We start from the raw sequence: 14974 nt of genomic DNA on the forward strand, positions 1-14974 counted from the left end.
TCATGTCTGTATCTATTGCCTTTGGGTTAGAGGGAACTAAGGTTGTCTAATTACCTTTTGGAAGTTGTTCGGCGCATTTTATAATTTTTAGTTGCATTCGGTTTGCTGAAGTCAGTATCTCTGTGTTCAGCACCTCATTCATTCAAAGTGCAAAAAAGATATCAGAAAGCCTGACGAAACGCCTTGCCCCACCATTCAAGAACTATTGACTCTCTATTCCTAACCCTGTCCCTGATGAAACGGCTTACGGCTGACTTCTATTATTGTGCGATGGAAATTGCGCATCAGTTAGCGATATAGCTGCCTTATGAAACATCTGGGCACGAGATTTTGGATATCTGGGCAAAGCTATTTTTCTAAAAATAATCCAGACTGGATTTAACGGACGATTTAACCTGAAATCTTGGGAGTATGAGAGATGAGTGACCGTAAAATAAGCGCCCCGACTGCAAACGTGTTGGAATTTCGTAAACTTGTTGCGAGTGATGAAAACCTTCAAAACGAAGTGTCTAACGCAGTCGGTAATGGCAAATGGGATCCTGAGGCATTAATTAAATTAGGTGAGGCCAATGGCCTGTCTTTCACGGCGGAGGATATTACAAGCAATCTGTTTGAAGAGAACGATGAATTATCCGATTTTGAGTTGGAAATGGTGGCTGCCGGGGGCAGCACCAGCTGTATAAAGAATGATGTTTAAGTCTTGATCTGAGTTTCGAACTCCTCACAAAACACTAACGCTTTTGTGTGATTTTCAAAATGTCTCCTTCTGTTTCCGACTAGCTTGCGCGAGACGACTGATAGGGGCGCATACTCCGTTTGCGGCGTGTGCGTTCTCTCCCTCGCGCATTCCCCTTGTAGATGCTGGCCTGTAAGTGTGGGTTGCAGGCGAAGGATTTCCCCCGTCAGGGAAGGCGAAAAATGAATCCGGCCCCCCTTGTGCGCGTCTTGGCGCAGCATGCCAAAGAAAAAACCCAAGAAATCGCGTTCATTTTTTTACGTGACGGGGAACGTGATGCGGTCACGATAACTTACGCAGAATTGGACAAGCGTGCCAAAATCATTGCCTCCTCCATCCTGACAAAAATGCCGGAGGCCAAACGCGCCTTGCTGATGCACCCGCCTGGTGTTGAATTTGTTGCCGCTTTATGCGGATGCTTTTATGCGGGGGTTGCGGCTGTTCCGTGTTATCCGCCCACACTGAAAATGAACTCTCGGGCAAATGATCGGCTCTTGCGCATGGCTGAGGATGCTCAAGCTTCCCTTGGGCTGATGGACACAACGAACGCTGCAAAAGTGACGGCTTATTTGACCAATGCGCCCATTCGCCTGATGGAAACCAATGTTTTAACCGAAGAAACAACATCACAGTGGCCTGTTGTTGATGCGTCTGAGACGGCTCTCATTCAATATACTTCTGGCTCAACAGGGGTGCCCAAAGGGGTTGTGATCAGTCATGCGAATTTAATGGCCAATCTGAGTTCCATCCAACAAGCGTTTGACCTGACAGCACAGTCCCGTGTGGTCAGCTGGCTTCCGCCCTATCATGATATGGGGTTGATCGGGGGGATTTTATCGGCGTTATATTCCGGATATGTCCTGATTATGATGGAGCCAAAGCACTTCTTACAAAAACCGATCAGGTGGTTGTGGGCCATTGAACGCTATAAGGCAGACACCAGCGGTGCCCCTAGTTTCGCCTATGATCTATGTGTGGAAAAAACCACGTCGCAAGAGATTGAGGCTTTAAACTTATCAAGCTGGAAATTGGCTTTTTGCGGCGCGGAAACTGTGCGGGCCAACAGTCTGCGAGATTTCTCCACAACATTCGCGCCCGCCAATTTTTCGAAAACCGCATTATTTGCCACTTATGGCTTGGCAGAAATCACTTTGATGGCAACCGCCCCCGGCAAAGGTCAAGGGACGCATGTTGTCTCTTTTGATCCCGCTTTGCTTGAGCAGGGCTATGGTGTACCGGCTCGCGACCCGTCTTCTGGCCGTGATCTAACCAGTTGTGGCGCAGCGGGTGAAGGAACTTCTTTGTGCATTATAGACCCACAGCGCAACGTGCGCTGCGAAGAAGGACAGATTGGTGAAATCTGGCTGGCAGGCCCCAGTGTAGCGCAAGGATATTGGGGACAAGAGAAATCCAGTCAGGACGTCTTTCAAATCCCCCTTGAAGGTTCAAAGGAAAAATGGTTGCGGACCGGAGACCTCGGTTTTTTATGGAAAGGGGAATTGTTTGTGAGTGGGCGCCAGAAAGACCTTCTGATTATTCGCGGCAAAAACTTCTTTCCGCCAGACTTGGAAGAGGTGGTCAGCACTTGCCATCCAGCTTTGGCATTGAATGGATGCGCGGCCTTTGCCGTTGATACCGGTGAGGAAGAACGCTTCATTCTCGCCGCAGAAGTGCGCCGTGAGGCCCGCCGTACGGTGGACGTTGCACGCGTGACCCAAGCCATTCGCTCAACACTTTCTGAGATGTTTGATATCAGTGCCCATGACATTGTGTTCTTGCGACCACATGCTTTGCCCCGCACCACCAGCGGTAAAATCAGCCGCACCAAATGTCGCGAAGACTATCTTCATCAAAAATGGATCGCCCTGAAGCATGTTATCAAGCCGGGGGAGACAAAGTTTTCAGCCGATAGGGATGCTTTCACCATACAGGTCTTTACCTGCTTGGCCCGCTTGTTAGGCGTTGAGGAATATACACTTGATGAGCAGCAAACATTGGGTGACTTGGGGATAGATTCTTTAAAACGGGTCGAGTTGTCGCTCACCCTTGAAAGCCTCCTCGACTGCCCCCTAAACCCGGAACTGTTTGACACCGGATTGCGTCTTGATGAATTGGTTGCCCGCCTACGCGCTTGCCAAGGTGATGCAAAACCCGTAACGCCCCTGTCTTTGAAAGAGGCCGGGGACCTTCCCCTGAGTTTTCCTTTAACACCCTTACAACATGGTTTTCTCAATGCCAACCTAACAGAGGCAGATCAATTTGCGGAAACCATCTATTTACGGACACCACGTGGCGTGGATGTGCAGGTGTTGCAGGATATTTTAGACGATTTGGATCATCGGTTTGACGGTTTACGGATGCGCTTCGGGTTGGAGAAGGGGCGATGGCGGCAAACTTATGGCGCACTCGGCACGGCTTTCTCTTTCGAGCGGTTAGACGTATCCGGTTTAACGCCACAGGACATGCGCGCAAAACGGCAAGACATGGTTGACCTCTTAAAGTCGGGTATTGATATCGCAAAAGGTCCGATCGCCAAAGCCGTTTTGTTTGATCGTGGCCCCTTTGAAACCGGTATTCTTGGGTTGAGTATCCACCATCTGGTTGTCGATGCAATTTCCATATCGATTATCGTCACGACACTGGCTGAATTTTACGAGCAGGCTGTCTCTGGTAAATATCTTGCAGCTGTTTCAAAACCTGTTTTTGGACCGTGGTTAAATCAAATGGGGCGATATGCCAACCAGATGGGCCATCAAGAACTTGGGTATTGGCAAAAAGTGTGCGCGCCAGCAGGCAAGGGCGCAACAGATCAAAGGAGACCTGCCGACGAGGAGCCAAAATGGAAGATTGCTCTTCCTAAAAGCTTGTCGCTTGAAGAAACAAGGCGTTTCTTCACACGTTATCCAGATGCGGGTCAACGACAGGATGTCTTGGTCGCGGCGCTCGCCTCTGTCTGGTGTGAGGTCACGCAAGATGATCATGCCTTGATCGCATTGGAACATCATGGGCGACGCGGCTTTGATGACGGTGGCGCAGCACCTTGGAACGGTGTCGGTTGGTTTGTCTATCGCTATCCTGTGCGCATTTCCGCAACAACAAATGCACTTCCCTCAGCATGGTTGCAGGCAACGCAAGAGGCCATTGCAAAAACGCCTCGACATGGCATGGGATACGGTCTTCTGGCTTATGTTTGCCAAGATAATACTATTCAAAGTGCCATGAAAAAACTACGCCGTCCTCGCCTGAAAGTGACTTATCGCGGCAATGTGGACGCAGGTTTTCGCAAAGGCGCCGTGTTTTCCTATATCGGACGGGAAGGCGACACAACATGCTACTTAAAAGCCTTGGAAAAAGTCGATGAACACTATGATCTGGAACTTCAAGGCACACAAAATAAAGGACGTCTGAACCTCACCTTCCAATACGCCTCTCACGCAATGGACGAAGACTTGTTAAATGAAATGAAGGAAAAACTCATAATTTATCTAAAGGGTTTGACCTCAAAATAAAATCATTGAGAGGCTGTGATTAAATAGATAATCAGGTTTGAGTCTCTATTTATAGATTTCTGCAACTTGCTTAATTAAACTTTTTGGTTCGTCAGCTAATTTCTAGTGATTGAGATTTATCAATGTGTGTTTGCATCCTATCGTATTAGTATTATATAATATTAAAAAGTCTGATCTGGAGGGTGTCATGTATGGGATAGGGAGGCGGAGAACCGCTGTTTTTGCAAGTTTTGTCGCGCTGTTGCTGATCTGCTTCGGGAATGCACAGGCAGAGGTGAAGAACAGTACGGCAGATCATTCAAAATTCAAAGAACTGCAACAAGACTTTAAAACCGGACCTGAAGTGACGGAGGCCTGTCTCTCTTGTCATACCGAGGCTTCGAAGCAATTGATGCAGACCACGCACTGGACATGGGAGTTTGATCATCCGAAAACCGGTGAAAAACTGGGCAAGCGAAATGTCTTGAATTCATTCTGCGGCAATGTTGTCTCCAACGAGCCGCGTTGTACCAGCTGCCATATTGGATATGGCTGGCAGGATATGAATGTTTCCAGTTCCGAGGCCTTAGGCGAACAGCAGGTTGACTGTCTTGTCTGTCACGACAAGACCGGGACCTATTCCAAATTTCCAACCAAGGCAGGCCATCCCCTTTACGAACCCACAAACGTAAACGGCAAGGTGCAAATGCCACCGGATTTAACAAAAATCGCGCAACATGTCGGGCAAACAAGTCGTGAGAATTGTGGTGCCTGCCATTTTTATGGCGGTGGTGGAGATGGCGTTAAACATGGTGATCTTGACAGCTCACTGACGAACCCGCCCAAATCCCTGGATGTGCATATGTCCAAAGAGGGCGCGAATATGACGTGTGCGACCTGTCATAATCCTGATGCGCACAATGTGCCGGGCAGCCGGTATGCAACCAAGGTCATTGATAAAGAAGGCGTGGACATTCCGACCAGCCATTATAAAGATCACGCCTCTTGTGACTCTTGTCATGGGGACAAGCCCCATAAGACAAAAGAAAAATTGAATGACCATACAGATAAAGTCGCTTGTCAGACGTGTCATATCCCAGAATTCGCGCGCGGTGGTGTGGCGACCAAAACGTGGTGGGACTGGTCAACAGCCGGCAAAATGGATGAAAATGGCAACCCCTTAAATATTAAAGATGATCACGGTCATATCACCTATATGGCGACAAAAGGTGATTTTAAATATGCCGAAAACGTTGTGCCAACCTATGCCTGGTTTGACGGTCAGATGAATTACACATTGCGCGATGAAGAGATCAACGATCAGGGTGTCGTGGCGATGAACACATTTGGTGGGAGTGCAAATGACCCCCAGAGTCGGATCTGGCCTTTTAAGCTGATGCGCGGCAAACAGCCTTATGATACCAAAGAAAAACACCTGCTGATCAACCATGTCTTCGGCAAGGATGATGCATCCTTCTGGAGCAACTTCAGCTGGGAAAAAGCCCTCAAGTTTGCCACACAAAAAGCTGGGCAATCCTATTCCGGTGAATTCGGCTTTGTTGAAACCACCATGCATTGGCCCATTACCCATATGGTCGCGCCTAAAGAAGACGCTTTATCCTGTCAGGACTGTCACACCCGTACCAACAGCAGACTTGCGGCTATTACGGATGTTTATATGCCGGGGAGGGATCATTTTCCCTTGCTGTCTTCGATCGGTTGGGGACTGGCTTTGCTGACTCTTGTTGGGTCAATCGGACACGGTCTTATTCGTCTTATTTCTACAAAACGCGGGGGGCGCTAAACCATGGCAAATGGAAAAATAAAAACATTGGTGTTCACCCGCTTTGAACGTTTTTGGCATTGGTGTCAGGCTTTGTTGATTGTGGGGATGATGTTCACAGGTTTCGGCATTAACGGTGCCCATGACCTGATCGCTTATGAACAGGCGGCCTTTTTACATCGTATGGCGGCTTGGACGCTGATGGGGCTTTGGGTGTTTGCGATTTTCTGGATGTTCACAACGGGAGAATGGAAACAATTCATTCCAACCGTTCATAAATTAAGGGAAGTTGTTCGTTACTACAGTATCGATATCTTTAACCCCGAGGCGGTCCATCCTTATCGAAAAACCCGTAAATTCAAACACAACCCTTTGCAGCGCCTTGCTTATTTGGCCTTTATGCTGGTGATTATGCCCGCCATATGGGGGTCGGGATTGCTGTATCTGTTTTATAATGACTGGCCTGCGTTGGGGCTACAAAACTGGTCTTTAGAGCCTGTTGCCTTTGTCCATGTTGCGGCGGCCTTCGGGATGCTGCTCTTCTTTATCGGCCACGTCTATATGGTCTTTACCGCAACCCCTGTGACTAAATATCTCCATGCCATGTTGACGGGGTATGAGGAGGTTTATCCGGATGACAGTGAAACGGGTGTAAAAAAATAATGAAACCAGCGGAACGGAACCATAGCCTGCTTTATTTTGGGGCTGGGTTAGATAAAAAGCACTTTTGAAGGAGAATTAGTTTGCGGGTTTGCGGGCGATGATAAACAGACCTGCTCTGGCACTTGGATGGTGGGAAACATCAATCTCAAAGCCCGCCTGTTTGATCTCTTCCAGAATAACTTCAGGGGAGATAAAGTGAATATGAGGCAACAGTCCCAGAAGACGTCCAAGGTTGAGAAGAGTTTTAACCCAAAGGGCAATGTGGTTCAGACAAATCGTTGAGCTGACGAACACCCCGCCGGGCTTTAGCATCTGGAAAGCTGCTGAAATTGCGGATGTACGATCACCAAGCAGATGGAGAAGGCTATGGGCCAATACCATGTCGTATTGATTGAGTTGATGTGAAAAATCCAGAATCTCGCCTTGTTGAAAGGTGATGTTCGTCAGATCTTTTGCCTCTGCGCGCTGTTTGGCAATCTCCAGCATCTTTGCAGAAATATCCGTGGCCAGAATGTGCTTGGCGCAAGGGCTGTGCAGACAGGCAATTGTGCCCGTCCCACAGCCAAACTCAAAAATCTGGCTCTCAGGCGTTAAATAGGCTTGCGTCTGAGTAACCTTTTTTTGAAAAGCATCTTCGTTCGAAATTTTGCGCTCGGCATATTTCTTTGCAAATCTATCCCATATCTTCGCTTGATCGGCCATTTGTCTCTCTACTCTTAGAATTCTAAAGTTTGATCAAAATAATCTTCATTTATCGGATGGTGTGAGATGACTATCAAGGATCTGCTTTCAAGATGATCCATAATGTTAGCCATCATGCGTTGGGCAGTTTCAGTGTCCAGACCTTCTGTGGGTTCATCCAGTATCAGGATGGCAGATGGTTTAAGCAAAGCCCGTGCAACACCCAGTCTGCGGATTTGACCACCTGAGAGGTTATACCCTTGTTCGCCGATATAGGTACTGACACCATCGGGTAATCTTTTAACGACACTGTTAAGTTCGCATATATCTAGGACTTTTTCGATATCGTCCAAATTACAGTCTGGGCATCCAATATTCAGGTTGCTGAGAAAAGAGCCTGAGAATATCTGTGTCTGTTGAGCTGCAATGCTAAAGGTGTCAGCGAGACAGGCCTCAGACAGCATTTTGATTGAATGTCCGTTGAGATAAATATCCCCCTTTTTGGGTGTGCGCTGGGCTACAAGCAGGTCAATCAACGTGCTTTTACCACTACCGGAAGGGCCTTTGATCAGTAATTTCTGTCCAAGCGGTAAGTCAAAGTCAAATCGGATCGGATTGATTTGAAAGTCGTGGAATTTAAACTCAACCTTCTGGACAGTCAGGTCGCAGTAGTGGGTTTTATCTGCCAAAGGGTTGGGTGGGGTCTGCGCGTCGGACCCGATGGCAAAGACGCGTTCACAAGCCGCTTTGTTTTGGGGAAGCTGCATCAAAGCAGGTGCCATCTGTGCGACACTCTCAAAACAGGCAAGAGAAAACATGGTGATCATAACAAAATCAGCTTGCGACAGCTGTTGCGTTTGCATCAGATCAGCCGCCAGAACCAAGGTGACAAGGAAGGTTAGTTGCGAGACAAGCCAGATGGCATTCTTTGTGACAATGGCAATCGTTTCGTCGTGCTCAAGGATGTGAAGGCGTTTTTCTGCACGATCCATAAAATCAGATTGGGCCACTTTCAATCCATTGAAGAATGACAGTTCACCCAATCCATCCCGCAGATCGACTGTTTTTTGCTTCAGGCATTGCGCAGTGGTGAAAATACCGGCGGCATTTTTGTTGACGCCGAGATAGGCAAGGCCGGGGAGAAACAGGCCTGCGATCACGATCCCTGCGGTAATCGTTAGCGCGAGATGGTTTTCAAAACTAAATAGAAAAAAGATGCAGACGAGGGCACTCAACACGCTGGCCGTTAAGGGGACAAGGACGCGGACATAAAAGCCTTGCAAAGCTTCCAGGTCATATTGAACGCGGCTTGTTAAATCCGTACTATGAATACGTTCAATCTGTTCAAGGGGAGCTTGGGTATAGTTGGCAAAAACACCGACGCGCAATTCTGTTAAAAACCGGAAAGTCGCTTCATGGGTGACAAGGCGTTCAATGTAGCGCCCGGCGGTTCGAATGATGGCGGCACCCCGGATAATCGCGGCGGGGGTGAAATAGTTCATACTGACACCGGCCAGACCGGCCACGCCCATTGCGGTGATAAACCAGGCCGATGTTGTCAACAAGGCGATGTTTGCAAGCGTTGTCACCAGACTGAGGAAGATGCCCAAGAGGGCCCAGCCCCAAAAGGGACGAAACAAACGTAAGAGATGAAAAATCTGTTTCATGCGACACCTGCGTGTTTATAAGGCGTTGAAAGTCGCGCGCCATCAAGATGAAGGATACGATCCGCGATCCCGATGGTTTGCGCACGATGGGCAACGATCAAAAGCGTCGTCTTGTTTTTCTTGAGTTCTTTCAGGCTTTCAAGGATGAGGTCTTCTGTCTTGGGGTCAAGGTTTGCAGAAGGTTCGTCCATGACAAGGACGGGCGCCCCTTTCATCAGAACCCGTGCTAAGGCAAGTCTGCGTCCCTCCCCGCCGGACATCAAGCGGCCCTGTTCGCCGGCTTTTTGCAATAAATGATCTGGAAAGCCCTCGATGGTTTTGTCCAGGTCCACTTTTCGTAAAATATCTTTAACGGCGCTTTCGTTTTGAAGGTCAGGGTCCAGGGCGACGTTGCGCGCAACTGTGGTGTCAAACAGGTGGGGGTGTTGGGATAACCAGGCAATTTCGCGTTGCCATTGATGCTGTGTCGCGGGCGTTAAGGTTTGTCCGTTCAGGTATATGTTTCCCGTATCAGGTGTCAGGAACCCTAAAAGTAAATTGAGCAAGGTGCTTTTGCCCGTCCCGCTGGGGCCGGTCAGCACAACGCATTCCCCCGGCGCAATTTCGAAATTGACATCAGATAGAACGGGCGCACTTTTTTCATAGGCGAAGGAGACATTTTCAAAAACGATTTTGGCGGGGGTCGAGAGAGTTCTGATCTCTTGCGACAGTTGAGGCTCTTTCATGTTGAGAATTTTGACAATTTCATCGGCTGCGGCCATTGCCTCCATCTTCACATGGTAGTTGGCCCCGAGGTTGCGTAACGGTTGATAAAATTCCGGCGCCAGCAGAAGAATAAGGAAACCATCCTGAAACGCCATTTCACCCGCCAAGAGCCGAAAGCCGATAAAGACCGCAATCAGGGCAATTGAAAGAGTTGAAAAAAACTCAAGGGTAACAGAGGAGAGGAACGCAATACGCAACACCTGCATGACCTTGGATTTATAGGTCTCTGAAATCTCGCGGATATTTTGGGTTTCGCGGTTTGTCGCACCGAAAAATTTAAGTGTTTGTAACCCGCGCAAGCTTTCTTGCAGGCGCGAGGCCAATCGGCTTAGGGCACGCCAATGGTTTTGGTTGACCTGCTCTGCACCTTTGCCAATTAAGATCATAAACAGGGGGATCAGAGGGGCTGTCAGCATAAAGACAAGAGCGGAGATTAAATCAAGGGGCAGGACAAGAACGAGCACGCAAATGGGGATAAGTGCGACCTGTGACAAGGCGGGCAGGAAGGCTGAAAAAAAGGTCGAGAATTTTTCAACGCCTTCTACCATCAGGGTGCTCAATTGTCCGCGTTTTATGGGCGCGCCAGCACAGGGACCGAGGCGTTCAATTTTTAATAAGAGTTCTTTTTGGACGCCAGTGGTGACCGATTGCCCAAGTTTGATGGCGTCGCGCCCCGCAAAGGTATTTAGGATAAAACGGCAAAAAACAAGAAAAACGATTATATATATATCTTGTGTAAAAAGGGACACAGACTGGCCTTCAAAGGCGATGGCGTTCATGACTTTTGCGATCAGCCACATTTGAAGGACAAGCAGCATGGCATTCAGGCCGCTGGTGAGTGTTATGCGCCGTAACAGGGCCTTAATAGGCTGTTTCTGTTGTTGGATATAATCTTTGGTCTGCATGATGTCCCCCCTCGCTGCTGTGCAGATGGAGAAAAGGGTGCCTATTCTTAGATCTAAGGGTAGGCACCCTCGTCTTTTTACTATTTACGACTGTCTTTATCGAAGGCGTGTTCGGCTTCATACCAAAGGGCATTAATAATCCCGATTGATAAGGCCGCTGTCAGCCCCAGTATCCAGGCGAAGTACCACATTGTAAGTTCCTTTCAGATTAATAGGCAGAATGACTGCGGGCTTGAATTTCCTCGACGGTGACCTTTCCCCACATGCGGTAATAACACCACACGGTATATGACAAAACGAGGGGCAGAAAGATCGCGGTCGCCCAGAACATGACCGTCAGGGTCAGATGGCTTGAGGCCGCATCCCATATGGTTAAGCTGGAACTCGGTTGCGTGCTGGAAGGCATGATAAAGGGGAACATGGATAAACCGGCGGTCCCGATGATGCCTGTCATGCCCAGACCACTGGTGACAAAACCAAATCCGGGGCGTTTCAGTTTGGAAAACAGGATCGTTAGTCCAATCCCGACAAAACCGACGACGGGCGCAAGCATGGCGATCGGCTGGCTGTCGTATATGTTTAGCCAGGCTCCCGCCTCACGCACGACTTCCTTCGCCAACGGGTTTGGAAGGGCATTGATAGGGGGTTGTTGAACGATGACATAGCCATCAATCCCATAGGCGACCCAAACGCCACCTAAGGCAAAGGCAACGGCGGCAATCGATCCCATAATCGTGACCGCCTTGGCCGCGCGAGAGGCAATCGGATCCTCTGTTCTCATTTGCAGCCAAATGCCACCATGCATGGTCAACATGGAAAAGCTGATGACACCGGCGAGTAATGCAAAAGGATTGAGCAAGGGGAGTAAAGCGCTCAGCAATGCCCCTTCGTAATGGGCGCGCAACAACTCATCCAAGTGAAAGGGAACGCCTTGTAAAAGGTTGCCGAACGCAACACCAAAGATCAGCGATGGTATGGCACCACCGGCGAAAAGGCCCCAATCCCACGCTTTGCGCCACCGGGAGTCGCCCAGTTTTGATCTATAGTCAAAGCCGACGGGACGGAAGAACAGAGCAAATAAAACCAGCATCATCGCCATGTAGAAACCCGAAAAGGCCGCTGCATAAACCGATGGCCAAGCCGCAAAAATTGCGCCCCCTGCGGTAATAAACCACACTTGGTTGCCGTCCCAGTGTGGGCCGACTGTGTTAATCATCACGCGGCGTTCTTCATCCGTTTTGCCAATAAAGGGCAACAGATTCCCAACGCCCATGTCCATCCCATCAGTGACGGCAAATCCAATAAGCAATGCGCCAACAAGGATCCACCAGATCAGTTTTAAAACTTCATAATCAAATATCATAATCTGATCTCCCTCTACTCAGCAGCAGGTGCTGTTGTTTCGCCGAAATATTTGCCGGTGTGTAAGGAAGCCGGGCCTTTTCGCGCGAATTTAAACATCAGGTACATTTCCACACACAGTAAAAAGGTATAGAAAGTGATAAAGCCAACCAGCGAGAAAATGAGATCACCGGTGGTTAGGGTAGACGTGGCCAAAGAGGTGGGAAGGATTTCACCAATCGCCCAGGGTTGGCGGCCATACTCTGCGACGAACCATCCCATTTCACAGGCGATCCATGGCATGGGGATGGACCACAACAAAGCTTTCAAGAGCCAGCGTTGCTGTTCAATGTTGCGTTTGGCGGTGAAATAGAAGGTTGCGGCAAACAAAAACAGCATGGCAAAACCCAAGGCGACCATCACGCGGAAGGACCAAAACAAGGGCGCAACCGCGGGGATTGTATCCTTGACGGCCAGCGCAATTTGTTCCTCTGTCGCGTCTGTCACGTTTGGGGTATAGAGCTTGAGCAACAGGCCATAGCCGAGATCGACTTTGTGCTTTTCAAACTTGGCCATGACGTCGGCAGACTTGTCCCCGCTTCGGATTTTTTGCAATTCACCGTAAGCAATCATCCCAGATCGAATTCGGGTTTCATGCTGTTTCATCAAATCCTTAATGCCTGTCACCTCTTTATCTATTGAGCGTGTTGCAATGAGACCGAGGGCGTAGGGAATTTTAATGGCATAATCAGTTTCCATGGTTTCATCATTTGGAAAACCAAAGGCAGTGAAGGCCGCCGGCGCGGGTTCTGTTTCATATTCTGCTTCAATGGCTGCCAGTTTGACTTTTTGGACATCGCCTAATTCATACCCACTTTCATCCCCAAGAACGATGACGGAGAGAGAAGCAGCCAGACCAAAGCCACAGGCGATGGCGATTGAGCGTTTGGCAAAGCCTACATCCCGCCCTTTGAGGAGATAAAAGGCGCTGATGCCCATGACAAACATGGCCGCTGTCACATATCCAGCAGCGACGGTATGGACGAATTTGACCTGTGCAACCGGATTAAGCACCACGTCAAAGAAGTTGGTCATTTCCATACGCATCGTTTCGGGGGAAAATTCAGATCCGACCGGGTTTTGCATCCAGCCGTTCGCCACTAAAATCCATAAGGCGGACAGGTTCGAACCTAAGGCCGTGAAGAAAGTGACCATGAGGTGCTGACGTTTGGTCAGCTTGTCCCAACCGAGGAAGAATAAGCCGATAAAGGTAGATTCCAGGAAGAAAGCCATCAGGCCTTCAATGGCGAGCGGGGCACCAAACACATCTCCGACATAATGGGAATAATAGGACCAGTTGGTTCCGAATTCGAATTCCATGGTCAGGCCGGTGGTGACGCCTAGGGCAAAGTTAATACCAAAAAGCTTACCCCAGAATTTGGTCATGTCGCGGTAAACTTCGTTTTTGGTCATCACATAACAGGATTCCATTATAAAAAGAATCCAGGATAAACCAAGGGTGAGAGGGACAAAAAGAAAGTGATACATAGCTGTCGCGGCGAACTGCCATCGTGACAGTTCGACAAACGTTTGATCGAGCATTTTCGGGCTCCGTTTTTCTAAACTTAATAAAAGTATTCTGAATAAATGTTAGGCAGATGGTTGCCCGCCGGGCGGTGCCCGGGGAACCTGCTGTGTACAGGTAAACTGCTTTTCCGTGACACGTTTATTTTGATAGGAGCTTGTCAGGTTCCGTGGATAAAACGACACAAAATGAATAATTTCATCTTGTGTGATAAAGGGCATCGCCAATCCAAAGGGGGATGGCAGGCAGTTGGGACAGACAAAATTAGATGAATGGTCATCCGACAGGGAACTGTCTTGCTGGACGCCAAAGCAGATACTTTGTCTTAAGTCATCTGCAAAGGTTGTTTTCTGAATGGAAGGGTCAGATAAGGCAAAGGCCGGAAAGACAATTTGAAAGAACAGCGCAATCAAAACCACCGCGCACACATCAGGCTTGATGGTCGCTAACTTGATTTTATGTCGATTGACGCTGAACATTTCTTCTATCTGCCTTTAAGAAATACGCCGGTGGGTCAGATATTCGTGAATGGCTTCCAGTGGGTCCTCAGTCTCCGTCTGATAGACATCGACGTCATGGGCGGCTAAGCGTACTCGAAAATTATCGCCGCAGCTACCCGTAATCAAAGCATCCATTAAATAAATTGGGTGTGGCGCTTTTCTGTCAATCTCATGAAGGGACTGTTCTTTGGGTAGGTCAATCGGGTCCAAGGAGTGTAGAGACTGGTTCTCCCCAACCTTAAACACCAGAAACCGTCTGGTCTTAGACGCATGTTTTGTCACTGTTTTATGGTTTTGGCTTGTGATTGCGATAAGCATTTTAAAACCCATATGTCATTGTTATATGCATAAAGTAAAATATATGAAATTTCATCACATTGATAATACGCAATCGAAAAAGTTAAATATTAGAGTTAACTCTTCAAACAAGCCCCTGCCTACCGAAGCCTTATCAATTTAAATAGTGTTGTGCGGGGAAGTGGACCCGTTCCCTAAAAGTGGAGAACACCTTCTCCAGAGATGCTCCCCAAAAACTGGACAGGGTGTTAAGGTGGGATAGCCGCTTTTTGAACTTGCCCCAATCTTTGGACCATCGGGTGTAAGAAAATTCCGTTGTTTTGCCTCAAGGGAGGCATGCCTCCCTTGAGGCATTTACCAGCTCAATCGGGGCTTTATTGCCGATTGAGCTATGTGGACGGACTTCATTATATTCCTGATGCCACTTCTCACATTTAGATCGTGCCTCATTCAAGCTTAAAAACCAAGAGGCATTTAAACATTCCATCCGGAAGCTGCCATTGAAAGATTCAATAAAAGCATTATCTGTTGGCTTTCCAGGGCGACTAAAGTCAAGCGTGACA

General features: G+C 48.5%; 13 protein-coding genes. 4 read left to right on the forward strand and 9 right to left on the reverse strand.

What is annotated here, in order from left to right; genetic code table 11:
* Nucleotides 1–418 precede the first annotated feature (418 nt).
* The 4 genes from Q397_RS0102270 (at nt 419) to Q397_RS0102285 (ending at nt 6670) form a co-directional block, all read left to right on the forward strand.
* Nucleotides 419–697 carry a Nif11-like leader peptide family RiPP precursor gene (locus tag Q397_RS0102270; RefSeq protein WP_028878033.1) on the forward strand — a complete coding sequence of 93 codons (279 nt, stop codon included), beginning with the start codon at nt 419–421 and terminating at the stop codon, nt 695–697.
* Nucleotides 698–918: 221 nt separating this feature from the next.
* A complete protein-coding gene (locus Q397_RS23770) occupies nt 919–4245 on the forward strand; it encodes an AMP-binding protein (protein ID WP_051609626.1) in 3327 nt (1108 codons plus the stop codon).
* A 187-nt stretch (nt 4246–4432) separates the two neighbouring features.
* Nucleotides 4433–6028: a tetrathionate reductase family octaheme c-type cytochrome gene (locus tag Q397_RS0102280; RefSeq protein ID WP_028878034.1), complete on the forward strand. Its 1596-nt coding sequence runs from the start codon at nt 4433–4435 to the stop codon at nt 6026–6028.
* A 3-nt stretch (nt 6029–6031) separates the two neighbouring features.
* Nucleotides 6032–6670, forward strand: coding sequence for a cytochrome b/b6 domain-containing protein (locus Q397_RS0102285; protein ID WP_028878035.1), 639 nt, complete (start codon nt 6032–6034; stop codon nt 6668–6670).
* A 75-nt stretch (nt 6671–6745) separates the two neighbouring features.
* On the opposite strand, the gene Q397_RS0102290 is transcribed toward Q397_RS0102285, so the two are convergent.
* The 9 genes from Q397_RS0102290 to Q397_RS24605 all read right to left on the reverse strand — a co-directional run.
* Nucleotides 6746–7372, reverse strand: coding sequence for a class I SAM-dependent DNA methyltransferase (locus Q397_RS0102290; RefSeq protein WP_028878036.1), 627 nt, complete (start codon nt 7370–7372; stop codon nt 6746–6748).
* 14 nt (nt 7373–7386) lie between these two features.
* Nucleotides 7387–9018 (reverse strand): thiol reductant ABC exporter subunit CydC, encoded by a 1632-nt coding sequence (gene cydC, locus Q397_RS0102295; RefSeq protein WP_028878037.1) that lies wholly within the window; start codon nt 9016–9018, stop codon nt 7387–7389.
* Entirely contained in the window at nt 9015–10688 is a 1674-nt protein-coding gene (cydD, locus tag Q397_RS20695; RefSeq protein ID WP_051609627.1) for a thiol reductant ABC exporter subunit CydD, read from the reverse strand. Before cydD ends, cydC begins: the two co-directional genes overlap by 4 nt.
* An 80-nt stretch (nt 10689–10768) precedes the next feature.
* A complete protein-coding gene (cydX, locus tag Q397_RS24600; RefSeq protein WP_084148895.1) occupies nt 10769–10879 on the reverse strand; it encodes a cytochrome bd-I oxidase subunit CydX in 111 nt (36 codons plus the stop codon).
* A gap of 17 nt (nt 10880–10896) precedes the next feature.
* Nucleotides 10897–12051, reverse strand: a complete 1155-nt coding sequence (gene cydB / locus Q397_RS0102310) for a cytochrome d ubiquinol oxidase subunit II (RefSeq protein WP_028878038.1) — start codon at nt 12049–12051, stop codon at nt 10897–10899.
* A gap of 14 nt (nt 12052–12065) precedes the next feature.
* The gene (locus tag Q397_RS20700; RefSeq protein ID WP_038012660.1) at nt 12066–13631 is read right to left on the reverse strand and encodes a cytochrome ubiquinol oxidase subunit I; all 1566 of its coding nucleotides are present in this window, start codon (nt 13629–13631) and stop codon (nt 12066–12068) included.
* 48 nt (nt 13632–13679) lie between these two features.
* Nucleotides 13680–14093, reverse strand: coding sequence for a hypothetical protein (locus tag Q397_RS0102320; RefSeq protein ID WP_028878039.1), 414 nt, complete (start codon nt 14091–14093; stop codon nt 13680–13682).
* A gap of 15 nt (nt 14094–14108) precedes the next feature.
* Nucleotides 14109–14432 (reverse strand): NifB/NifX family molybdenum-iron cluster-binding protein, encoded by a 324-nt coding sequence (locus Q397_RS20705; RefSeq protein ID WP_038012663.1) that lies wholly within the window; start codon nt 14430–14432, stop codon nt 14109–14111.
* A 304-nt stretch (nt 14433–14736) separates the two neighbouring features.
* A partial coding sequence (locus tag Q397_RS24605) for an integrase core domain-containing protein (RefSeq protein WP_156950615.1) occupies nt 14737–14974 on the reverse strand: 238 nt, incomplete at its 5' end.

The organism is Terasakiella pusilla DSM 6293 (assembly GCF_000688235.1).
Lineage (GTDB): Bacteria > Pseudomonadota > Alphaproteobacteria > Rhodospirillales > Terasakiellaceae > Terasakiella > Terasakiella pusilla.